A 24701-nucleotide genomic window follows, 5' to 3' on the forward strand; every position below is an offset into this window, starting at 1 on the left:
GCTGGCCATGTGGAAGTGGCGGGATGGGAACCATGGCACGCTGCATCGGATACTCATGTTTTTATTCCCAATAGACACAAAAACGCGTGGATTCGCTTGATGGAATCCATGCGTTTTTCGACAGGCTGAAATATCCTCCGCCTTATAACAGGTGGAGGATATTCTTTCTTTTTCTTCTTTTTCAAAACGAACTTTCACTTTGGTTTCGGCAGCAGATAACACGCTTCCGCCAAAAGTCTGTTTTGTCTTACGGGATTACAATCGGTATAATCACATCGCTGTAAACAATATTTTCACCGTACACCGCATAGGCTCTTGTATAATAGGTGCCGGATTCCAGATTGCCGGCAAATTTAATACCGTACTGCCCTTTTGCGTTGGCCGCGGTAACCGCTTTTCCTGTAAAAACTCCCTCTACATCCTTTTTAAATGCATCCAGCGAGAGTTCTTTTTCGCTGAACAGAATGCCATATTCCTGCAAAGTATCCCCTAGGGAAACCGTAGCGAACGCAATTCCGAAAGGCAGAGTATCTTCTTTGCCGATGAATACGTTGGTCGCCGGTTTTACTTCTTCCGGAGCCTCGGTCAAAGCAAAGGCAACGTCAATCAAAGCATCGGCCGTTATCTCCGGCGTTGTGTAGGTTCCATCTGCCGTCACATCAACAGGAGTATTGTTATATTTCACAAAATCGATTGCGTATCCTTCCCCAGGCGTCACGGTCACGGTAAAAGTTTCGCCGCCCTTGACATACTGCTCGCCCGAGGGGCTAACCATTCCGTTTTCGCCTGCCGTGACAATGACGGAATACAGACGATATCCGGAGGTGTTCAAATTTCCTATGATTTCTGGAAACGGATATCCTTCTGCCGCCGGTGCTTCGTAAGCGCTGCCCAGGGAAACCGTCAGAGCTTTCATCTCCGCCAGCGTTTTCGCCTCCGTTCCGGCCAGCCCATCATCCTGATGGTTTACAGACAGATAGAAGCTGTTGGAAACGGTTGCTTTCACATCACCCGCATTGCTGTATACCGGATTGAAATTACCGCCGTCCGTCACCTCACCCGTGCTGTAGCAGTTGGCAACTGATGTTCCTGTCCTTCCGGTATAACCAAGAATCCCACCTGAGGTATCATCGCTACTGGAAGCCATAATATCGCCGTTGTTATAGCAATTCTCAATTTTCAAGTTAACTTTATCAAGATTCCCTACGATTCCGCCCACTTTACTTGTTCCCGTAACGGAACCGCTGTTATAGGAACCGGAAATATTACCGTAACTCCAGCCTACAATGCCCCCTGTGCTTGCACCGCCATTGACGGAACCGCGGTTTGCCGCATTGGTAAGTGCAATGTCAATCAAGCCTGCAATGCCTCCGACATTCGGGCCGCTGCCGCCGTTGACAATCCCTGTATTTGTCACATGGTTCAGTGTGAGCGTTCCGGCTCCATAAGAGGATCCCCCAATGCCTCCGACTTTATTATAGCCGGTTATATTGGCATCATTAACGCAATTTTCCACAACAGAACCAGCTGTTGTTTTGTCTGTAGTGGAAGCAGAACCAAAGAATCCGCCAGTGTTGTTTTGACCAATAACAGAACCGGTCAGTTTGATATTTTTGATCTGAACGCTGCCGGCAATCTGTGTGAAAAGCCCGACATTATTTACACCGTTTTTCTTAATTGTGACATGGATGTTTTTCAGATTCTCCGGATCGGAACCAATCAGCTTTCCAGAGAAGACAAAGGGCTCATATGTTTCCGGCAATTCAATATCCGCCGTCAGAGAATAAACTGCGGAGGGAGCCTTCCGGATATTGTCAAAGTCCTCGGCGGAATCCACGATATATGGATTCTCGTCGGTGCCCCAATCAATGATATGCGGATTTGCTCTCAGCTGCGGATAAGAATACCCGGTGTTCGCATCGATTGTCCAAGTATCTGTGAAATCAAAGCCTGTAAAGGAATCTGTAACCGCCATCTGCGCGGCGGTAAAGGGTGTTGTGTTGTCCAGCCCATCGTCAGCGGCGGTCTCGGACAGATAGTATGTGCGGCTGATTCCCGTAGGATTCGCATTCGCAATGGGATAAACCGACGTGCCGCTGAGCGTCCCTGCATGATAGCAGTTCTCAATCGGCTGATTTCCGGCCTTTGTCCCGACAATACCGCCCGCAGTACCGTCGGAAGCTGTAGCGGTTACCGAACCGGTATTATAGCAATTGTACATTTTAACGGCAGAGTTGTTTATGAAATTTCCTACGATACCCCCGACTATTTTTGTCCCGGATACCGCCCCTGCATTCCAGCAGGCAGAAACACTGCCGTAATTCATACCGACAATTCCGCCGGTTTCAGTGGAGCTTCCGCTGACTGTGCCAAGATTGGCACAGTTTTCAACAGCAGCCACCGTTCCGATTCCACCGGCGATTCCGCCGACACGATTGGAAGAACCCGAAACGATTCCCCGGTTCACCAAATTTTTCAAAAACAATTTTGTCATACCAGAAAATCCATTTCCCACAAAGCCTCCGGTATACTGTCCTCCGGAGACCGTGGCTTCATTGACGCAGTTCTCCAGCGTCACTGTTCCCGCAGAGCTAAAAGAACCGGCAAATCCGCCCACGCCTGCGGTTGTTCCGGTAACGGTTCCCTTCAGCGTGATGTTTCGGATTTCCGCATTTCCGCTTAAGGATGCAAACAGACCATTTCCGGAAATGTTGACCTGAATACTGCGCATCTCCTCCGTTTTAACGTCGGCAGAATAGCCGATCAGCTTTCCGGAAAAACCGGAGACAGAAACTGTGACAGGCTCTGTGATGTCCGCAGTCACCGCATACACCGCGGTCAGATCGGAGATCGCCGCAAAATCCTCCGCCGAATCAATGAGATACGGTTCCGCATCCGTTCCCGCACCTGTCAGGGCTGCCTGTGTGACAAGGGTCAGCCCTGAAAAGCTGGTCAGGAGCATACACAAGACAACTAAGATGGATAATTTTTTGGACATGAAAATCCTCTCCTTTTTGTTTTTTATATTTTATTTATTCCACTCTGTAAACCGCCGCGGAAAATTCTTCGTTTGCCGAGACTGTGATCTTTCCCCTCTTTTGATCGGTACAGGCTTCCGCCGCCGCATACAAAAGGCCGTTCTCTCCGAATATTTCGAGAATCTCGCCGTCGGAGAAAAAGGAAATCTGATGAATCCCTTTTCCGAAATCAATGATGAATTCCTTCCCCTTTAATTCACCGCTGCCGCAGTGATAAACGCAGGCGGTTCCGTAAAGATCCACTGAAAAATCGCAGGTTTTGGAAAACTTCAGGCTGAGTTCGGAGGCTGCTTCCCTATCCTGCGTGATTTCCGCCCGCCGAATTCCATCCTTTTTGAAAATCATTTCTTTCTGGCTGTCCCATTCTGGAACGGGTGTTTGCCTGAGCAGATAATCGCCATCCTTTTCCATCAGGCTGAGACAACGTGGAAGTCCCATTGCCCCGGTGCTGTTTTTGCCGATGTTTTTTAGTCGCAGCCACGGGATCAAAATCACCTCCTCACATCCCCAAAAGGTCTGTGCCGCATAGGGAATCTTATTGCGATAAGCCTCCCTCCTGCCGCTCTGCGGATGAAAAGCATAGCCGTCAAAATCACCTGTAAAATAATAGCCGTCGGCTCCTATAAAAAGCCATTTCTCACCGCCGCCCTCCACCGGAACCGGACGCAGGTCAGGACATTCCAGCATCCCTTCCAGCTCCAAACGCTGGGAAAGGCTCCACTTTTCCAGATTCTTGGATCGCAGTATGGCGTATTCATTTCCGCTGAGATAAAGTACCATAAAATATGCGCTGCTCTGCTCGTGCCAATATACCTTCGGATCCCGGTTTTTATAGGTAATGTTTGGGACAATCGTGTCCGCCCGTTTCTCAAACGTTCTTCCGCCGTCTGGGGAATAGGCAATTTTCTGCACAAATTCTTTTTCTTTGCTCCATTCGGAGGTGTTTCCCGCACAGGTGTAGAATAAAATCTGAGCATTCTCCGGCAATCCGAGAAGTCCTCTCTCATTCCATATCGCACTGCCGGAATACATGGTTCCGTCCGCGTCAGGATACAGGGCCGTCTCCAGCTGTGTCCAATGCAGCAGATCCTCGCTCACCGCATGTCCCCAGCACATATTATCCCATTTGATATCAAACGGATTATATTGAAAGTACATGTGGTACTGTCCATCCTGAAACACCAATCCATTCGGATCGTTTATCCACCCTGTATTTGCCGCAAAATGTATGGCAGGAAAGCTTTCCTGCAGTTCGGGAACCGAATCGCTTTCCGCAGCAGCAGATAAAAATGCTTCCGGTAATTCGCCGGAGATGGTTATTTTCTTGTTTCTCCACCGTTTCACAGGCAGCGGAGCGAAAAAGTGGAAAGAATAGCGTTCTTTCGCATCCTTCGCAACGGGAATACGAAATTCATATATTTTTTCTCCCTCCGCATGGAAGGAAACGATTTTTGGATCCCCGCCGGTAGCAATCGGAAGAAGCAGATAATTTTTATTTACCGTCCATTCTTTTTTCATAGCATGGTTTCCTTTTACAGGCCGTAGCCTCTGTCATATTTTCTGCTGAGTTTGACAGGCAGCTTTCCACAGGATTTCTTTGTGCCGAACAAAATATCCACCGTGGCTTTGATCGACGCATTGCAATCGCTGTATGCTGTTAGAATATTTGCCGTTTTTGGCAGACGCGCGATAACATACGGATTTCCAAAAATCAGATTCGTCACACTTCGGTTCTGTTTGGCCAGCCGCTCAATAAAATCAATCTGGCTGTCCGGAATGGTTCCGCTCCCCTGTTTATAGCTGATGATACGGATATAGTTTGTGATGATAACGTGTTTGAACTTTTTGCTCAATTCCAGAATCCGAAGTTTTTCTTCTTCTTCCGGATTTTCGGAGATGGTTGTGATCGCCGTATTTTCGTTATATTCCTTTACATATTCATAGAGAGCCATCGATCTGGGGGATATGACAGTCCCCAGATCCGATACACATTCGACTCCCTCGTCATTTCTGGTGGAAATGATGAGAATTTCCTGCTTTGCCGGGATGGGCATAGCACGGTTTTCAAGAACCGTAACGGATTTTTCCGCAATCTCCGCGGAAAGCATCTGATGAAATTTATTGCGGTTTAAGCCTTCGATATCTTTTTCTTCCATCGGTTTCTTATTTCTTATTCCGCACCATTGCTTTGCCTTTAAGATCTTTCTTACCTTCTCATCGATTTCCTTTTCGGTCAGCCTGCCGCTGCTTACCGCTTCCATCAGTCCGTTAAAGGTCACCATCGGATCGGTATTATAATCCTGCAGAACCATGTCATTTCCTGCTTTAATGGACAAAACAGCCGCTTCCTCCACCGAATAATTTGCCGCTATGGCTTGCATAGACAAACTGTCTGTCACGACAAGGCCTTTAAATTTCCAGGAATCCAGGAGGAGCTTTTTCACAGCTTTTTCAGAGAAGGTGACTGGAACCTCTTCCCCCTGCTGTAATTCGGGGAAATAGGTATGGGAGGTCATGATTGATTGAATGCCATGATCCACCAATGTCTTAAAGGGATAAAACTCTTTTTTCTTCAGCGTTTTCAAGCATTTGTCCACCACTGGAACGCTGATATGGGAGTCGGTATCCGTGTCCCCATGCCCCGGAAAATGCTTTCCGCAGGCAATCACTTGTTCCTCCTGAACCCCGTCCACATACCTTTTCCCGAACTCTGTAACCACCTCAACCGTATCCGCGAAGGCTCGGGTTCCAATGATCGGATTTTGTGGATTGGAATTGATGTCCAGCACCGGACCTGCGATGATATCATAGCCCAGCGTTCTGGCTTCATTCGCGATCGCACGCCCCATTTTATAGGCCAACTCCGGATCGCCCGTTGCCGCAACCGCCATATTATTTGGAAACTCTGTTCCGATGGTAAACACATGGGGGAGCCCATTTTCACAATCGGTATAAAAAAACGGCGGAATCAGGGATTCTTCCTGAATCTGATTGGTCAGCTTCACAATTTTATTCGCATCGGAACCGCAGACAAAGCGGATGAAGAGGGAGCCGACGCCCCCCAGCCATCCTTTCCGTAGCATTTCCAGTGTCGAGCTTTTAAAATTGCTTCTGCTGATGATCAGCTGCCCGACTTTTTGTTCTAATGTCATTTTTTGAAAGGTTTCTTCAACCCAATTCATACTGTTACCTCGCAATTTGATTTTGTCTATTGAAATTTTTACTGAAATACAACCTTATGCGGATTGTTTTTCAGCTGCAAATAGGGATAGCCAAATTCGTCCTCCGCAATCTGCCAGATATCGCTTCCGCTTGCACCGCCCGTCTGATCAAAAATACCGGGGTTTTTCAGTTCGTCCAGAGATTTCAAGGCTGTGTCATCATAAGTGTCTGTCACTTTATCATCATAATACGCATTTATCACGGTGTTCTGATCCTCTCCGGTCATTGCAGATCCGCCGGAGGGATAGCGCAGCCGGTAGACTGGTGATCTGTTTTTTCCGGTAACCGTTCCGATATTGTAAACATTTGTCACGGCATTATACCGAATGGTACAGACAATCCCGCCGGCATGGCCGTTCGTCGCCGTGACCGCTCCGGTGTTATAGCAATTTTCGATGGAACCAGCATAGGTCACCGTGTTGCTGAGACTGCACAGATTTCCGCCGATTCCCCCTACATTGGTGGTTCCAGTGACAGCACCCGCGTTATAGCACTCGCGGATCGCGCCGTAGCCTGCGCCGACAATACCACCCACACTATCCGCGGTGGAAATAACGCTGCCGGCGTTATAGCATTTTTCGACGATGGCATTCTGCTGATTGAACATCCCGCAGATACCGCCCGTGTATCGTCCGCCCTCAACAGCCGCCGTATTGTAACAGCCGGTGATAAGCTTCGTCTGCACGGCGGAGGAACCCCAGATAATCGCCGTGATGCCGCCTGCATACTGCCCTGCCGTTTTCACATCGCCGCTGTTTACACAATTGGAGACTGTCCCTTTGATCACGCGTGAGACAATACCGCCGACATAGTTTCCGGTTGCCTGAATTACAGCAGCGGATTCACAGCCGTCAATGACAGCGTCATAGTTCAGATCGTTGGCTACACTTGAAATATAAGTGCTTCCGGATAGATTTCCGGTAAATTTGAGATTGGAAACCTTTGCTCCGGAATTCATAACCTTGATCAAAGCAAAATTCGCAAGGCCGTTTCTTGTCCCGAAGTCGATAACCGGCAGTTTGCCATTTTCGTCAGTCTTTCCCGACAGTTTCGCGGAAAAATCTGCAATCGGCGTATAGTCTGACGGAAGGGTGATATCGCTTTCCACCGAATAATACTTATTGTCATTGGCAGCCGCCATATTGGCAAAATGGCGGTAGTTTTTAATGACAAACGGGTTGGCCTCGGTTCCGTCCTCCCCGGTTGTCCCGGCAAAACGTGTGGAAACAGTTCTCTGTCCCGGAGCGGAATTTTGCGCCGGATTGCTTGCCAGCGCCGTAACCTGAATCGTGAAATCCGAACCGAATGCAAGCCCCGCTTTCTCTTTTAGCGAATAGCTTGTTTCAGTCGTCTTCTCTACCTCATCCACGATGGCGGTATTCTGTTTTACGGTTACCTGATAGCCGGCAGCATCCTTCACCGCGTCCCAGGAGATTTCATAGATTTCCGCTCCATCATCCGCCTGCTTCCATGCCAGAGAAAGCACAGGGGCAGCTAACGGCTCCAGCGATGAATAGGTAAATGCCTGCTGCTGTGTATCCGAGTCAAGATAATCCTCCTGATTTCCTGCGGCGGTCGCCTTCACCAGATACTCGCCGTATCCCGTCACGGAATCCGTGATGTCGATGACAGCCTTGCTTCCGCCGTTTGAAGAGACATATGTCTTTATCATGCTGTTTTCCTTCCAAACTTCAAGGCGGTATTGAACGGTGTCCGCACTGCCGGAAATCGTCACTTTAAACGAGCGGTCTTCCTGTGCGACAGAAAGTGACGGCACAGGAAGCTTTGGCGCGGTATAGACATAATCTCCCCTGTAGGGAGCGGCAATAAACTGGGGAAACGGATAGGAAGATCCGCTCTCGGTTTTCCATACACCGCTTTCAAAAACAACTTTTTTCAGTGCTGAGGCTGTGATTGCGGAAGCCTCCGGTGTTTCTAGGGAATAGGAGCAGCCGTCCAGCACATAAACGTCCGATTCAAATTCCGCTGTTCCCTGTGTTTTCAGCCATTCTCCGTAAATCGGTCCGCCCTTTCCGCTGTCCGATGCAATATCTCCGATATTATACAATTCATTGAGCTTGGTGACGCCGCCGGTGTTGGGATAAATCTGCCCGATAAGCCCGGCGGCAATTCCTCTTCCTGTCACCTTGCCGGTATTGAAGGCGGAATAAAAATTCTTATTATTCTGTCTTAGCTGCCCGACCACGCCGCCCGTGACCCCCGTGCCGCTCTGTATGATATCTCCGCTGTTATAGAGGGAGTTGACTTCCCCGAAAGCAGCGCCGACAACGCCGCCGGAGCAGTTTTGTTTGAAGGTGATATCGCCCGCATTATAGCAGTCTTTCAGTTCCGCTCCGTTATTCAGCACACTGATGATTCCTCCGCCGAAGGAGGTGTTGATGGTTACCGTGTCAGAAAGATTATAGCAGCCTGTGATCTGCGCATAATTCGCCTCGCTGATCAAGGCGCTTCCTCTGGTACCAGTCACAATGTTCACCGTCATATTGTTGAAGCAATTGATGATCTTCGCTTTTTTGGCGGCCGTTCCCATTGCGTTTCTCACCAGCGGGGCGGAATTTGTACCCGCCGTGAAACTGCCCTCCAAGCCAATGTTCTCAAAGGTTCCGCTGACCGTTCCGAACAGCGCCTGATTGGCCTCGCTGGTATCTGCATGAAAGGTTATGATTGCGGCTTCTCCGTCCTTATTCCCGCTCAGCACGCCGGAAAAGCTCTCGATCTGGCGATAATTTTCAAGGATGATATCATTGATAATCTGATAGTTCCCATTCGGTTGTGCGGCGATGTTATAAAAATGCCGTTCGTTGCGGATAAGATAAGGATTTTCCTGTCCATCCCCGCCTGCGAAAAGCGGAATATTTAATGCTTTTTTCAAAACCATAGAATCCATAATTTCCGGATCGGAGGATAAGGTTTGAAACGAGATCTCTGCCGTTTCCCCAAAAGTATATCCCTCCGGAAACGCTGCCGTTGTCCCGCTGACAGTAAGAGGGATTTTCTCTTCCCCGCTCAGCAGGCTGACTTCATATTTTCCCGCGTTTTCCACCGCTGACCAGGCAATTTCCAAGGTTTCCCGATTCTGTGCGTCAAAGCGCTGTGCAATATGAATATCCTGAGGTATTGCAACCGTTTCATTCGTGATATGCATTTCCTCCACTTTTGAGGGAGCGGAATCCTGATATCCGGAGCCTGCCACGGCGGTCACCTGAACCGAAAAGGTTTCCAGCGGCATCTTGTCCGCCTCAATCATTTTTTCAATCGTTTCCAGAAAGTCAAACCGTGTCTCCCGGATATCTCCGATCGTTTGGGACGTCTCTTTTTCTTCTGTGGTGCGCTTAATAACCGCTTTATAGGAAGCCGCATTTTTCACCGCTCCCCAGAACAGCACGGTCCCCTCCACTTTTTTGATAACGGGAGTGCTCAGTTTTTTTGAGGAGGAAGAAGAGCCGCCTCCGCTTCCGGAGCTTCCGCCGGAAGAGCCCCCTGATGTTGGATTAAAAATCGTTTCAGGTGCAACCGTGGTCACCGGTTTTTCCGGATTCAAGTATCGGTTGGCACGGACTATCACAGAGAACACTTCCCCTCTTGTCATATTGTTTGCGGGAAGAAAACTGCCGTCCTCATAGCCTTTCATGATTTCCGTATCGTTCAGAGCACTGATATACGGAGCAGCCCATTCTGGAATAGTCCGCGCATCCGTAAAGGAAAGCGCGTTGTCATCCGAGGGAGAAAGCTGAATTACTCTGGCAAGAACGACGCACGCTTCCGCTCTGCTCAGAGGATTGTCAGGAGATGCATTGCCGCCGTCATCTCCGGTCAGATATCCCGCCTTTTTGGCGATAAGCATCTCATTATAATACCATGCATCCTCCGATACATCGGGAAAATTGATATAGTCCATTATGGAAAATCCGAAATTTCGATTGATCACCTTTGCAAATTCCGCTCTGGTGATTTTATCGTCCAGCCGAAGGCCGCCGCCGTCTCCGGAAATGACGCCTTTCTGTATCAGAGCATCCGCGTCATCCTGCGCCCAGTGTTTTTCCTCCGCTGCGACAGTGAAGGTTCCGCTTTGCAAAATCAGAAGGACACACAGAATTGCAGAGAGTCCTTTTTTCAAATATTTCATACGGACAACCCCCTTTCTATTTCGTACGATTGTGATGTTCTGACAGATTGAATATTACGATTTCTGAGAACACACCGTATCTGGAAAATCCATAAATTCTGGAAGCTTTATAAAATCCGTCCTTTGCCGCATCCCCTGCAAAAGAGCTGGCGGTTCGGATGTCGGCAAGCGTTCCTGCACGGATTTTTACTTTGCAGCTGTCATGCTCCACATCACAGTCGCTGTCCTCCGATTCCTCCACAACGGTTATTTTCACATCGCTCAGATTGATGTATTTGTCCCAAACCGGCAGTTCGCTTTCATTGCCGATATAGTCGGCAAAGCAACCAATATTGGATCCAATCTTTGCCGGCTGGCGGAACAGCAGCGTTGAACCGATCATATCCATTGCAACCCCCAGATTCAGATTATAGGTCTCACTGAAGGAATAGGAGGAATAGATTCTCTGATCAAAGGGGATATCCACTGTAGATACGCTGTAAGCACCGTTGGAATAAGGATATCTTCGTGCGGAGGGGCGCATGCTTCCCGCTGATTTCTGATTGATCAGGCTCAGATTGATCTCCCTTTGAATATGTGATAATAAACCGTTGGAGGTTTCCAGACTGATGATATCCCCTTGCTGAAGCTTTTCCACCTCGATATATTTCGCCGTCTCCGGCTGTTCCTCTTTGCCTGTATAGGTAATTCCGGCAGGAACCTGCCCGCCGAATATAATATTGCGGTACCACGGGTGAAGCGTTTCTTCATCTACAATCGCTGATTTCTCCTCCCCGCCGTCATAGTAATAGATTTTTTTCATAATCTTTTTGGTATTGATGTCAACATACTCCGCCATTTTTAAATACACGCAGAAGGGCGCCTGGAAATTGTTTTTATGATAAAAATATTCATATCTTCCGCGGATAACCAGAAGCTCTGCAACACCCGTCTTTGGATCCACGTTGTATGCCTGGGCGTCATAGTTCATATTTTCGTTTAATTCCGAGAGAAACATGGTCTTAAAATTGGAGTCGTCCCCCAGATCCATTTCAAACTGGCTGGTCTGAATTTCGCTGTATTTCCAGGTGGGAACATAGCGCTGTACACACGCATCCAGGCCATAACGATCCACATCAGGAACCTTTAGAATGACAGTCTCACCATTTACATAGTAACCGCCGTCAAAGGTTCCGGATTTTGTCTGAAAGGGCTGATCCTTGGCGTTTCGAATCCCTGCCTTTAATGCATTGCTGTCCTCCGCCTCCAGTGAGGATTCGTCATGGGTAACCGCGTCCGTATCAATCTCGGTAATTTGTTCCTGTGCGTCCAGCTTTAAAATAGCCGGACGAGGGATCAGGCTGGTGAAAGCTTTGTTCTGTCTGTCTGTCTCCTCCTTTTTCGGAACAGTGACGGTACCGTCCGGACGGGTGCAAAGCATTTTTTGGATCTCTGTAAAGGATTCACTGTCCGCCGGTTTCTTTCCGTCTATCTTTATTTTAGAGGAAATGGGAAGCGCCCTGATCTTTCCCTCTGCTGAATCATAGAATTTAAGAATGATACCGCTTTCCAGCCCGCTCTCTTGTTTCATGTCAATTAAGTAAACAAAATTTTTATTCTGAACCGAAAGCTTGTCAATATGGGCGATTTTTCCAAGACAGTCGAGACGGAAGGTCATATCTCCGTCAAAGCCTATCTGCTCCAGCAATTTTGGGCGAACGGACAGATAGAAAGGAGAGATCTCGCAGATACCGCTTTCTTTCAGTTCGACTGCGTTCTCACTCTGCTGAATGCTTGCTACGGAATCTGTCACCGACTGAGAGGAGACCACCAAAGTATAAAGTGTTTTTCCTTCGGCATTCTTTTCGGATTTTGCAACCGAAATGACATCCGATTCCTGAATGGTATCCAAAGAGATCGGTTTATTCTCCTTCCACGCTCTGTAATGCAATTGACTGTCATCCGAGAAATCAAAATTGTTGCGCGGATTTTGCTTGCAGAACAGAATCTGACGTGCCATGTCAATTTTATCGACAACAATATGATAGGAAAAGCTTGTCACTCTGACCACATCCGCACTGCCGTCCCCGTCATTGTCGATCAATGTGAGAAATCCGTTTTCCGGTTTGAGCTCATCTGCGTCATAGGACGCCTTTTTTACGCCGTTGAAGAGCGCATAAGGCCGCCCTGAGGTCAGACGTATCTTTCGATAGTGCTCCGCGTCTTTCTCCGTTTCATATTCGACAACCTCATCGCTCACGGAAATGATTTGATCCGCAGGGATACGGGTGATTTCCCCTTTCCGATGAGGCGCGCAGTAGACGATCCGCATCTGATCCGTCTGCTGATCCCGCTGTAAAAACAGCTTGATATGACAGCCCAGAAAATCGGAAAGCAAATACTCCGGATCCTCCACAAGAAGCTTTGCATCTGTTTTCACTTCCCGGATAACCGCCTTTTTCTCACCGACTGAAACGCTGCCGTCCAGCGTGCTGAATCCGTCATCCACAACAACCGCATCATATTCGGAAATATTCAGCCGCTCGGAAAGCAGGTTTTTATCCCGGATGATCTGGCTGGTCGGCTTTCCGTTTTCATAGGATACAACACTTACCATGTCGGCAAACAATGCATTATATAAAAGCTTTACAGCGGTATTTCCGGTGATGCCGCCCACACTGGCAGAGACGCCCTTGGTGATACCCGCGTCGTTGGCGATCATAAGATATCCGGATGGATACCCCCCCTTCTCCTCCGCGTATACCGCATATCCCAAAGCTTTTATGAGCATTGCTGCCGCTTCGTTGTATGTAATCTTTTCATCTGGCCGGAATTCACTTCCGGTATCTCCTGAAAGGACGCCCAGCTCTTTCAAAAGCCGAATGGCGTGATAGGAACGGTTGGAAGGCTCCACATCACGGAAGGGCTGAGGCGCATTGATATCACCGGCCAGTGACAAATCCAGCCCGGGATACAGCATTTTTGCTATCAAGCCGGCGAATTCATCCCGACCCACTTCACTTTCCAAAGAAAATTGCTCGGATATGACTCCTAGATTTTTCAAGAACTCATATTCCATCTGAGCAGTGCTTTCTTCGGCGGCTGATACAGCCAGCTGCGGAAACACTGATAGAATAAGACAACAAATCAATAGGAAACTGACCAACCTGTTTGTTCTCATTTTTCTTCCTCCATTTTCATTAAAAAAAGGTATTTTTAGGGTTTGTTCTCCTTGTTTTGAGGAATATTTTTGTTGTTTTCGATATAAAATTAACACATTTCGCAAAAAAAGTCTATACTTTTCCGAAAAAATATTGTATAATGTGATAAAAGGTATTCGGTGGAACATTGTTTTCAAAAAATATGAAAGGAAGAAAATGAACAATGAAAAAGATTCTTTGCTCCCTGCTTGCCATTATGATGATGCTATCCTTCAGTTCCTGTCAAAAACAAAACAGTGAATCAGCTTCTTTGAAAAACAATTCTCAGAGCGACGTCGGAGATACCGGCGGATTACAGCTTCCGCTGACAACAAAAGGTGAAACGATCACATGGGCGGTTGCCTCCAGTGTGACCAATCTGAACGATCTTTATTTTAAGAAACGTCTTCAGGAAATCACCGGTGTAAACGTTCAGATTGAAGCCTATCCAACCTCGACGATTCAAGAAAAAATAAGAGTATTGGCCGCATCCAAAAAACTTCCTGATATTGTAGGAGCCGGCTTCGGCAACAACGAGCAGATCAATGATCTTGCCGTGCAGGGAGCCTTTGCCTCGGTTGACGACAAACTGGATTTGATGCCCAATTTTAAATCCATTTTTTATGAAAAGGAAGAGAATAAGTGGATTTTCAATTCCTATCAGGCGAGCGACGGCCACCTTTATGTTATGCCCTCTTACGATATCAGCCGGGATGTCAATCATGGTATGCTGTACCGGAAAGATATTTTTGACAAGCATAATATAAAGCCGTGGAAAACACAGGACGAGTTTTATCAGAATCTGAAAAAGTTAAAAGAACTTTACCCTTCCTCCACACCCTTCACTTCAAAGAATCAGTCCACCCTGTTCAATCATCTGAGTACCAGCTGGGGTATCGTGGCAAACAGTCCCTATTATGATGAGGAAGACGGATTATGGAAATATTCCGATACCGATCCGAAAATGAAGGATATGCTGGATTTTCTGAAAAAGCTTTATTCCGAGGGGCTTCTGGATCCGGAATTTCTTACGCTGACTCAGTCGGCGTGGACCTCCAAAATGACTCAGGCGGAGAAAGCCTTTGTTACCTTTGACTGGATCGGCCGGCTGGACAGCTTTACCAAGGAAGCCTCCAAAACAGTTCCCGGTTATGATCTGCGGTACGGTTATCCTATCGGTCCCAAAGGAACGCTGATCACATTGCCAAGAGTAAGCGGCGGAATTGCGGTATCTCAGAACCAGAATACGGAGCTCGCCTTAAAAATCAGCGATTTTATGCTCTCTCCCGCCGGCGCACAGCTGGTCACTATGGGAACCGAAAACGTGACCTACACCATAGGGGAGGATGGAAAGGCACAATATATCGAATTTCCGGATCACAATCCTACCATTGAAGAGCTGGAGCAGAAATACGGTCTGTTTATCGGCGGAATATTCCGCAGGTTCGACCGCAGAAGCAGTTACTTTATCTTCAGTGAACGGGAACAGGAGGCGCAGGATTTTGCAAGCAAAGAGAATATTTTCGAACCGCTGGATCCCGTACTGCGTTTCACCGCGGAACAGAAGGAAATCATCAACGACAAAATGCCGGCTCTGAGAAAGGCCTCAAGTGAATTTTTCTCCAACTATATTCTCACGGAAAAAACAGGAGACAGCGCTTGGAATGAATGGATTCAGAAAGCAAAGGCGCTGGGCGCAGATGAGGTTGTTGCGGTTTATAATGCTGCTCAGAAGGAATATGACAAATAGTAGGAGGTATAACAATGAAGCGTTTTCTCGGCATTTTTCTCGTTTTCTGTTTATTGACTGCTCAGATGCCCGCTTTTGCAGCAACATTCAATCAAAATCCCGAGGATGCACTGACGGACCGTGAAATGGATCACAAATACGAAAATTTGGCGCTCACTGCAAAGACTGTCACCGCCTCCTTCAAGGACACCACCGGCGCTGATCAGACAAATCCGAACATCAGCACAAAACAACTTGTCGACGGTGATTTGAGTACATATTATGACACGCCGGCTACCATTATCACTTATGGGGTATCCAAATACGGAACCATTGATTTGCAGTTTGATACGGCAATCACATTCAATAAGGTGGTTTTTTACGATACCTATCGTTCCATCTTACAGTTCACCTTGCAAACTTCGGATAATGGGACAGACTGGACAGATATATATACCTATGACAAGGGTGTCATCAAAGAATTGTTTTACTGTTACTTTAAGCCGGTCACTGCAAAATATCTCCGGCTGAACATTCAAAAAATCGGAAACACAACCGAATCCTCCTACTATGGCATCCGCATTGCAGAGCTGGAAATCTATCATGTCTCTCCGGTTGAATTTTACCGTCTTGACAAACAGCTCGCCTTATCGAAAGCCGCCGTGGAGGAAGCGAATAAGGACAGAGCTACCTATTTTGAGGAAACACTCACCAAATTGACAAAAACCATTGAAGAAGCAGAAACCTATAAAGCTTCCGCAAGCTGGGAACAGGATAAAATCGAAGAGTATGTCATCTTGTTAAACGACTTGACCTTTCAGCTCACCGGCTTCCGCAACTATCCCGTTGAGGAATACGAAAAGGTTATAAAAAACATCAAGGATGATATTACGGACATGGACAAAGAGTTAGACGCCGAAGGGCTGAAGCTTGCCGCCTCCCGTGTGGACAATGCTGAAAAAATGTGGAAATCCATGAACAAGGACGGCACCTCTCTGTTGTGGGAACAATACGGCACGGTAGAGGAAGCCCATGCCGTAAACTCGGACGTAAAATTTTATTCTATGCTCGGACAGATCCGCTGGCTGGCGGTTGCTCTGACGCACAAGGAAAGCCGGCTGAAAGGAAATCAGGAGCTGCTTAAGGATATCGAATATGCCATGGATATTGTTGATAAATACTGGTACAGCCCAGAGCTTCCATGGTACGGCTTCCTGTGGAACGCTATGACAGGCGTTCCGAAAGTATACAGTGAAATTTTGATTCTTCTCTACGATGAGCTTCCCTATGAGAAAGTGCTTTACTATGCCAATCGGCTGGCGGCTCAAATTAAAAACGACTATACTCTGTTCACGGGCGTCAACAAGTTTGATATGGCTTTCGCCTCCATCCGTGTGGGTGCCATCACACGGGAGGACTGGCGGCTTAATACAATGAAACAGGCAATTCAGGAGGAGCTTGTTCTAAAGAATGAGCCTGCGGGCGGAGAAGGCTTTTATGTGGACGGCTCCTGTATCTTTCACTCGAATGTAGCCTATACCGGGACTTACGGGATCGGCGGCTACCAGTACAGCATCAGCGGCATGAAAGCCCTGAAAAACACAAAATGGGTTCCAGACGCCGAAAAGATCAACGCATATCTTGCAGAACTGACTGATATTGCGGTCGTTCCGCTTCTGGTCAACGGCAGCATGATGAGTATGGTAAACGGTCGTGCCATCACCAGAGGCACCATTGAAAAAACACAGGGTTATAACGTCTGCGTCATGCTGGCTGATATTGCGGATGTGCTCGGTGAACCTTACCGTTCCAAATATCAGAGTATCGTCAAAAGAATTATGCAAAACGATACGGCCCAGCTTTGGAAAACGCAGTCCAATGTTAAAATCCGGACCATCATGAATGATGAAAACATCAAGCCTGCTGACCCGCTGCTTCTCAACAAAACGTATCATTTCATGGATCGGGTGGTACACCACCGGGAAAACTATGTCATGGGACTTTCCATGTCCTCTTCCCGCGTAAAGCGCTATGAGCAAATGTATGAGAATCTGAAGGGCTGGTTTACCGGCTCCGGAATGACCTATTTCTATGATTCCGACGACAAGCATTATGACGACGGTTTCTGGTTCCTGGCAGATATGAACCGTTTGCCCGGCGTTACTGCACTCAATATGCCGATGCCTCTGGAACGGTTCAAGCAGGAGTCTGTTACCAGCAAAGACTTTGCAGGCGGCGTCAGCCTGAACGAGCTTTACGGTTCTGCCGGCATGGAAACGGAGCAGTATGGTAGTGATCTCAGTGCGAGAAAATCCTATTTCATGTTTGACGATGAGATTGTTATGGTCGGATCCAATATCAGCGATTCCAACAAACAATATCCGGTCGAGACAACTATTGATCAGCGTATGACGAAAGATTTTGAGAAAAACAATTTCTGTATTAACGGTGCTTCCCTAAACCGTGATTATTTTCTGGATGAAACCTTTGAAAATGTCCGAACCGCCCATATTCTGGGACGAAACAGCATATCTCAGTTCGGCTATTATTTTCCGGAAACGGTTACCCTGACCGCCAGCAAGAAAAAGGTAAACGGAAACTCCAAGGATTTTGCGACAACCGCTTCCCAGCCTTCCAAAGATTACAGCGGTTCCGTGACCACCCTGCTGTTCGATCACGGAAAAGCGCCGGTCAACGCTTCCTATGAATACGTTGTGCTGCCGGGCAAAACACCGGAACAGACAGAAGCGTATGCCAACATGCCGCAGGTAGAGATACTGGCAAATGAAACCTCTTTCCATGCAGTAAAGCAAAAAGCGCTCAATATCACCGCCCTGAACAACTATGAGGCAAAAACAGCCTCCGCAGGAGGGCTGACAATCGATAATAAAGCCTGCACGATGCTGCAGGAAAAAGAGAATGTTCTTACTTTGGCTTTGAGTGATCCGACGATGAAGGTAACGGACAAAATCCACGTCACCATTGAAAAGGCGGCAAAAAAAGCTCTGACTGTTCCTGAAAATGTGACGGTCAAAGCCCTTTCCTCAAAAATCGAGTTAGAGATTGATGTGACAGGGAAAAACGGTGCTGCTACTACGATTTCGTTTGGATTGACGGAAGAGGTAACTGAGCCTACTCCTACCTCCAAACCATCCGGCTCAAATGGTTCCTCCGGCTCAACCGGCTCTTCCGGTTCGACAGGTTCTTCCGGCTCAACCGGTACCGTGCAGCCAACCAGTGCTCCTCAGCCATCCAGCAAATTTTCCGATACCGCTGAGCACTGGGCAGAAAAAGATATTGAATTCCTGGCGGAAAAAGGAATTGTCAAAGGCGTTACCAATACGGAATTTATGCCGGACGCGAATACTACCCGTGCGGAATTCTCCGCTTTGATTACCCGTATTCTCGGATTGCAAGCGATTTCCTACAATGGGCAATTCACGGATGTCTCCTCTTCCGATTGGTTTGCTGAAACTGTCGCAGTGATCCAAGAAGCCGGCATTATGCAGGGCAGCGATGGATATTTCCGTCCGAATGACAATATCACCCGTGAGGAAGCTGCCAGAGTTATCAATGTTGCCTACGAAAAACAAAACGGTCAGATCCCGGTTAACATTCAAAATCTGAAAGCCTACCAGGACAATGCGGAGATTTCCTTCTGGGCAAGAGTCAGCGTTTCCAACTGCATTACTGCCGGCCTGATGATGGGGAAAACAGACGATACTTTTGAACCCCTCTCCAGCACAACTAGAGCGGAGAGCGTTACCATTCTGAAACGTTTGATGGCGAATCTGTCCAGCACAAATTAGATGTCTGGATTCACGTTCCGAAGAAGGAAACATAGCCGCGAGATTCAATAAGAGGTATTGCCTTGTTATTCAACGGTAGTGCAATCTCCCGTCGAAAAAAGTGATTTCCGACCACCGTATAATAATGCGAAACCGGCATTGTTTCAAGGTTCTGTCAGAGGTTTAAAGTCAAGATTTGCATATGTAAATATGACTACCCCTTGACTGGTTCTTATAGAGATGAGGGATATCCTGCTTTTCGTTATTAGAAGTTTTCTCCTGTTTTTGAGAAACTTTCCTTTCCCATCCGCATAAAATAGCTTATGCAGGAGGTGACGACATGAATCTCAGAAATGGACAAATCACGTTGAGAGAGCTGTTAAGCAATCCCAAAGCCTATCAAATTTTGCAGAGGGAAAGTCCTGTCCCACTTAATCATCCCCTCGTTAGAAGAGCTGGCAATATGACTTTAAATCAACTTTTGGGATTAGCAAGAGGAAGGATTCCCCAAGGGCAAGTCAACCGGATTTTAGAAGATCTAAGAAACATATAGGACAAAATATCCCGATTGTTGATATGAAACAATCGGGATATTTTTCATAACATAGGAAATTGCACAAAATCGTGCGCAATTTCGTGTTTCAAAAAACAACGTGCGGAGCGCGACTGCGTTTTTCAGAATGAAAAACTTTTTTATATTGATATAACTACGTCATCAATCCTGAAAAAACGTTTTGGTTATCAAAAGAAATATCATTCTGCATGCCAAAACAAAAATTAAATTTAACTTTTACCTAAAATGATTGCTCATTTTTCGGCAGAATGCCTATTAGAATTTTCTCAAAAAATATGATATAATTATATTAACGTGTAGTTTGCCTTGCAAAACGTAAATCCGGTTGCAGCAGACTACGCTTTTTCATAGTGAGACGGAAACGCAGCAAAAAATTAACAGTGGAAAAATGCCCTGGAAAAAAGGAGATGAAAGTCTTGTTTCAAATAAATGATATGGTTCTTTACAGTATATATGGTATTTGCAAGATTATTGACATAACAAAAAGGGATCTTTGCGGCAAGCCAATGGAGTACTATGTCTTACAACAGATTTATGATAATAAATCAATGCTATTTATCCCCACACATAATTCCGAATTAACCGCCAAAATGAAGGAAATTCTGTCCCCTTCCGAAATTTATTCTATGATAAGATTGATGCCTCATGAAAAGACAATTTGGATTCAAAATGAAGCCCTTCGAAAGCAGAAGTATGCAGAAATTTTGAAAAACGGCGATCGTGCCGAATTGATCAGAATGATAAAAACACTGTATCTGCATAAAAAATCTCAAATTGAAAAAGGGAAGAAGATGCATGTTGCGGATGAACGCTTTCTAAATGAGGCAGAAAAACTTTTACATGAAGAATTTGCTCATGTTCTTCATATCAAACGAGAACAGGTACTCCCCTTCATTTTTGAACAGATAAAGATTGATGAACGAACTATAGCAGATAACCAGGTATGAAAAATGTATCAAAAAGGTGAGTATATCCTTTTAAAAAGCGGCGGCATCTGGGAAGTAATGCAGAGCCATACACAGCAATTTCATTTGCGCAATTTGAAAACCAATTGGAAAAAGGCTCTTCCTGCAAACAGCACTGAAATAGTAAGGAAAATATGCGATAAAAACATCATTACAGAGGCGATTGAACGCGTTGGATTTATTCGTACGATTCAAGCTCCAAATGAGAAACTGCGAAAAGAACTTTATGATATGGCTATGAATAAATTTGATGAAATAGAATGGATCCGAATCATCAAATCTGTCTATTTGAGAAAGCAGGATTGCCGCCTCTCCCCCTGGGAAGAGAATTATGGAGCCACGGCAAAAGAATTTTTTCACGGAGAAATCTCTATCCTTTTAAACATTCCATACGAAAACGTGGAACAATATATCACACAAGCCGTTTCCAGTGACAGCTGGTAAGCGGCTTTTTCTCTGAAACCAACGCGTATCCTCTTTTCTCCTTTTCTTGACAAAGCCTTTTTTTCGTCCTATAATAAATTGGACTATATTGATAAATTTCGTTTTCTTTTCATTTTATATCATATACTTGTTCAAGGCTGAAAGGAGAAAAATCAGAATGCTTGAATTAAAAAAGCTGGCTTGGGAGCTTCCCGCCGGAGAAAAAATATTAAAACACATCGACCTTATCATCCCTTCCGGAAAATTGACCGTTGTGACCGGACCAAACGGCGGCGGAAAAACGACACTGGCAAAGATGATTGCCGGAACGGAATTCCCCACTTCCGGGCAGATTCTTCTGGATGGAGAGGATATCACGGCGCTTGATATGACACAGCGGGCAAAGAAAGGGATCAGCTATGCGTTTCAGCAGCCTGTGCGTTTTAAAGGTTTAACGGTAAGGGATTTGATCGAGCTCGCCGCAGGCAAGCCGCTTTCCGAGGACAAGCTCTGTGAAATCTTAGGGAAAGTCGGACTCTGCACCCATGATTACATCAACCGTGAGGTAGACGGAAGCCTTTCCGGCGGTGAGATGAAACGCATTGAAATAGCTACTGTACTTGCCAGAAATACGAAGGTAATGGTTTTTGACGAGCCGGAGGCTGGGATTGATTTATGGAGCTTTTCCGGCCTTATCGATGTGTTTCAGGAGATGAAAGAACAGATGGCCGGCACGCTTATTATTATCTCCCATCAGGAAAGAATTCTGAAAATCGCCGATGACATTGTTGTTCTGGCCAAAGGACGTGTACGCGCTCAGGGAAAACGGGAAGATATACTCCCCTCTCTATTCGCTGATGAATCAGCAGTTCACTGCCCGCGTGAAAAGGAGGTCCTGTCTCATGAATAGTGTTACAGAAAAATTACTCAGCATCGTTTCCGATTGGAAAGGAACCTTTGACGGTGCCTTTAATATCCGTCAGGACGGGGAATGTGCCGGCCGGCAGTCAACATCCCATATTCATATCGAAACCAAAACAGATGCTCCCGGATTAATCATCCATGTTTTACCCGGCACAAAAAATGAGACTGTTTATATTCCCGCCTGTGTCACCCGCGGTAATGTAGACGATTTGGTTTATAACGACTTTTATATCGGAGAGGGTGCCGACGTAGTCATCGTGGCAGGATGCGGCGTTCATACCGATACAGAGGAGGAAGCGCGCCACAATGGAATCCATCGCTTTTTCGTGGAAAAAGGAGCAAATGTTATTTACCGTGAAAAGCATATCGGCACAGGTAAAGGTAGCGGAGCCAAACGAATTGATCCCGTAACAGACATCATTCTTTCAGAGGATGCTACTTTGGAGATGGATACCATACAATTAAGCGGCGTTGACAGTACTTATCGGAAAACGACAGCTACTCTTGCCGCCCGCTCGCGGTTAGTGATCCATGAGCGATTAATGACGGCTGGTAATGAGACCGCTAAAACGGATTTCGAGGTTATTTTGAACGGAGAGGATGCCGGAGTGGATCTGGTTTCACGCTCTGTTGCAAAAGGACACTCCCGTCAGGAATACAGTTCCCGGATCATTGGAAATTACAGATGTACAGGACACTCAGAATGTGATGCTATCTTAGGCGAAAATGGCGTGGTCACCGCCGCCCCTGAATTATCCGCCAACCATATCGATGCTGCATTGATTCATGAAGCAGCAATCGGAAAAATTGCAGGAGAGCAGATCATGAAGCTCCGTACCCTTGGACTTACAGAGCAAGAAGCCGAAGAAAAAATTATTGCTGGTTTTTTAAAATGATGCATTGTCAAAGATACTAACGCAAAAAACTTGAATAGAGACTTCTAACCGAAGCATTTTCAAGATCTGGAGTTATTAGAAATAAATTTTTAGTATTACCCGGTAAAATACAAATAGGATGAAAAACAAAACGGTAATTCATCGCAGGATAAGTTACCGTTTTGTTTTTGAAAAAGACCTGGAAAAAATATTTTAGTTCTTCTAAGTTTTACTTTTTTCAATATGTTCTTGTCCACATCCTTTCAAAGGAAATAAAATTTCCTTCGATCCGCTTCCTATCTACCCACAAGCTTTTTGCTCTTGCATTCTTTTCGGGTAATTTGCCTACTTTCAAATGGCATTCAATCCCACGTTATTTCCTTGTTTTCCCGACCTCATTCACTTTTTGGGAATCCCCGGATCAATCACAATGCTGTCATATGATTTACACAGGCAGTTTTTATTTTCATAAATTCTCTAGAAAACATTCGCGTAGAGCCGCACAGAGGGTTTCCTATAAAGCTTACAATATTCTTCGTCGAGATAGCCGACAAAACTGGTGATTTTTTCAAAGTCCAGACTTTTATAAAATGCGATATCCTTACGAACCACATCCTGCCCCCATTATAAATTCTTGGACGGTTTCTTGAAATCTGACTGCAAAGAATTATCAATCCAATAATCCAGCACACAGGAATCCTTTTTACCGAAATACTCCAAAAGTGAGCGCAGTGTTTGAGCTATGTCTGCTTTTCTGAAGAAGCTGAATCGTTCAGTTTCCGGAATAAATCGCTTTTAAATGAAGCAAACTCCAAAAAAATTCCATCTTCCGGCTGGATATACGGAATCTCCATCGTTCCAAAATAAGCAAGATAACTGAGTTTTATTGAAGCCTCCCTTCTGCGGATGCCTTTCAGGATAGCATGCATCCTCAATAACACCTGATCGGAAACACAGTGTTTCCGGCATTTCGGACAGTAGATCCTTTGACTTCCACATCGTCTGCCAGATATAATATTATCCAGTATTCGTTCAAAGTAGTCCTGCTAAAAGCTCCGCACGGGTTTCAATATAGGCTAAACCATCTGGATTAGACGGACAAAGATTCACGTCCTGCGTCCTTTCTCCCTGCTCATTCATACGAAACCACTCAAGATGATTTTGAAATTCTTCCCGAGGAAACAGCCATGATGTTGCGTGATATTCAAATTCCACTTTAAATCCCAAAGCCCGTAGTTGAACCAGATAGCACTTTCCTTCCGAACTGTTCACATCTTCTACTAATTAACCGAGTAAACGGAAGCTTTCAGTATCGTCCGTTGAATGTCCCCCGCAACCGTCAGTTTGAAATTTCTTAACCAGTCCAGCCATTTGTCATGTAATTCATTATGGCTCATAACGATGCCTTGCCTATTTTTTATTTCTCCTTTGTCAAATTCGATTAGTAGTTTATATAATTGAAAAAAAGACATCCAATTGGATGTCTTTCCATATATGGTGACCCGTACGAGATTCGAACTCGTGATGCCGCCGTGAAAGGGCGGAGTCTTAACCGCTTGACCAACGGGCCATCTATTCTTTTTTAAGTAAAGTTTAAGCAGCAATCATAAGCATACGACTGCTGCTTATCCTCACTGGCTCCCCAAGTTGGACTCGAACCAACGACCCTGCGGTTAACAGCCGCATGCTCTACCGACTGAGCTATTGAGGATTATTTTAACTCGGCAGCTATCTACTTTCCCGGGCAGTCTCCCGCCAAGTATCATCGACGTGTAAGAGCTTAACTTCCGTGTTCGGTATGGGAACGGGTGTACCCTCTTAGCTATCGCTACCGAGT

13 protein-coding genes, 2 tRNA genes and 1 rRNA gene are annotated in these 24701 nt (G+C 46.1%); 7 read left to right on the forward strand and 9 right to left on the reverse strand.

The genetic code is table 11. From position 1 onward, the window contains the following. Window positions 1–247: 247 nt before the first annotated feature. Genes KQI32_RS10910 through KQI32_RS10930 form a run of 5 tightly spaced genes read right to left on the reverse strand, consistent with a single transcriptional unit; the run spans window position 248 to window position 13567 of the window. Window positions 248–2998 (reverse strand): hypothetical protein, encoded by a 2751-nt coding sequence (locus tag KQI32_RS10910; RefSeq protein WP_216425134.1) that lies wholly within the window; start codon window positions 2996–2998, stop codon window positions 248–250. Between the two features lie 34 nt (window positions 2999–3032). Continuing rightward, window positions 3033–4556 carry a glycoside hydrolase family 32 protein gene (locus KQI32_RS10915; RefSeq protein ID WP_216425136.1) on the reverse strand — a complete coding sequence of 508 codons (1524 nt, stop codon included), beginning with the start codon at window positions 4554–4556 and terminating at the stop codon, window positions 3033–3035. A gap of 14 nt (window positions 4557–4570) precedes the next feature. Continuing rightward, the gene (locus KQI32_RS10920) at window positions 4571–6220 is read right to left on the reverse strand and encodes a glycoside hydrolase family 3 protein (RefSeq protein ID WP_216425138.1); all 1650 of its coding nucleotides are present in this window, start codon (window positions 6218–6220) and stop codon (window positions 4571–4573) included. 38 nt (window positions 6221–6258) lie between these two features. Further along, complete coding sequence (locus KQI32_RS10925; protein WP_216425146.1) at window positions 6259–10407, reverse strand: S-layer homology domain-containing protein; 4149 nt, start codon at window positions 10405–10407, stop codon at window positions 6259–6261. A 16-nt stretch (window positions 10408–10423) separates the two neighbouring features. Next, complete coding sequence (locus tag KQI32_RS10930) at window positions 10424–13567, reverse strand: S-layer homology domain-containing protein (protein ID WP_216425148.1); 3144 nt, start codon at window positions 13565–13567, stop codon at window positions 10424–10426. A 203-nt stretch (window positions 13568–13770) separates the two neighbouring features. Here KQI32_RS10930 and KQI32_RS10935 point away from each other — a divergent pair, with 203 nt between their 5' ends. The 7 genes from KQI32_RS10935 to KQI32_RS10965 all read left to right on the forward strand — a co-directional run bounded on the left by KQI32_RS10935 (window position 13771) and on the right by KQI32_RS10965 (window position 22885). Further along, window positions 13771–15336: an extracellular solute-binding protein gene (locus KQI32_RS10935; protein ID WP_216425150.1), complete on the forward strand. Its 1566-nt coding sequence runs from the start codon at window positions 13771–13773 to the stop codon at window positions 15334–15336. A 14-nt stretch (window positions 15337–15350) separates the two neighbouring features. Further along, window positions 15351–19124, forward strand: a complete 3774-nt coding sequence (locus KQI32_RS10940) for a polysaccharide lyase family 8 super-sandwich domain-containing protein (protein ID WP_216425155.1) — start codon at window positions 15351–15353, stop codon at window positions 19122–19124. Window positions 19125–19443: 319 nt separating this feature from the next. Next, window positions 19444–19656 carry a hypothetical protein gene (locus KQI32_RS10945; RefSeq protein ID WP_177690698.1) on the forward strand — a complete coding sequence of 71 codons (213 nt, stop codon included), beginning with the start codon at window positions 19444–19446 and terminating at the stop codon, window positions 19654–19656. Window positions 19657–20093: 437 nt separating this feature from the next. Then, a complete protein-coding gene (locus KQI32_RS10950; protein ID WP_216425157.1) occupies window positions 20094–20624 on the forward strand; it encodes a CarD family transcriptional regulator in 531 nt (176 codons plus the stop codon). A gap of 3 nt (window positions 20625–20627) precedes the next feature. Further along, window positions 20628–21086 (forward strand): hypothetical protein, encoded by a 459-nt coding sequence (locus KQI32_RS10955; protein ID WP_216425159.1) that lies wholly within the window; start codon window positions 20628–20630, stop codon window positions 21084–21086. Window positions 21087–21243: 157 nt separating this feature from the next. Further along, window positions 21244–21975: an ABC transporter ATP-binding protein gene (locus tag KQI32_RS10960; protein WP_216425167.1), complete on the forward strand. Its 732-nt coding sequence runs from the start codon at window positions 21244–21246 to the stop codon at window positions 21973–21975. After that, complete coding sequence (locus KQI32_RS10965) at window positions 21968–22885, forward strand: SufD family Fe-S cluster assembly protein (protein WP_216425169.1); 918 nt, start codon at window positions 21968–21970, stop codon at window positions 22883–22885. Before KQI32_RS10960 ends, KQI32_RS10965 begins: the two co-directional genes overlap by 8 nt. Window positions 22886–23896: 1011 nt before the next feature. On the opposite strand, the gene KQI32_RS10970 is transcribed toward KQI32_RS10965, so the two are convergent. The 4 genes from KQI32_RS10970 to rrf form a co-directional block, all read right to left on the reverse strand. Beyond that, window positions 23897–24136 (reverse strand): hypothetical protein, encoded by a 240-nt coding sequence (locus tag KQI32_RS10970; RefSeq protein WP_216425170.1) that lies wholly within the window; start codon window positions 24134–24136, stop codon window positions 23897–23899. A 223-nt stretch (window positions 24137–24359) separates the two neighbouring features. Continuing rightward, a tRNA-Glu gene (locus tag KQI32_RS10975) sits at window positions 24360–24434 on the reverse strand. A gap of 65 nt (window positions 24435–24499) precedes the next feature. Continuing rightward, window positions 24500–24575, reverse strand: a tRNA-Asn gene (locus tag KQI32_RS10980). 8 nt (window positions 24576–24583) lie between these two features. Next, window positions 24584–24700 (reverse strand): 5S ribosomal RNA (rrf, locus tag KQI32_RS10985). Between the last annotated feature and the right edge of the window lies 1 nt (window position 24701).

The organism is Acetivibrio sp. MSJd-27, from assembly GCF_018918095.1.
Taxonomy (GTDB): Bacteria; Bacillota; Clostridia; order UMGS1840; family HGM11507; genus HGM11507.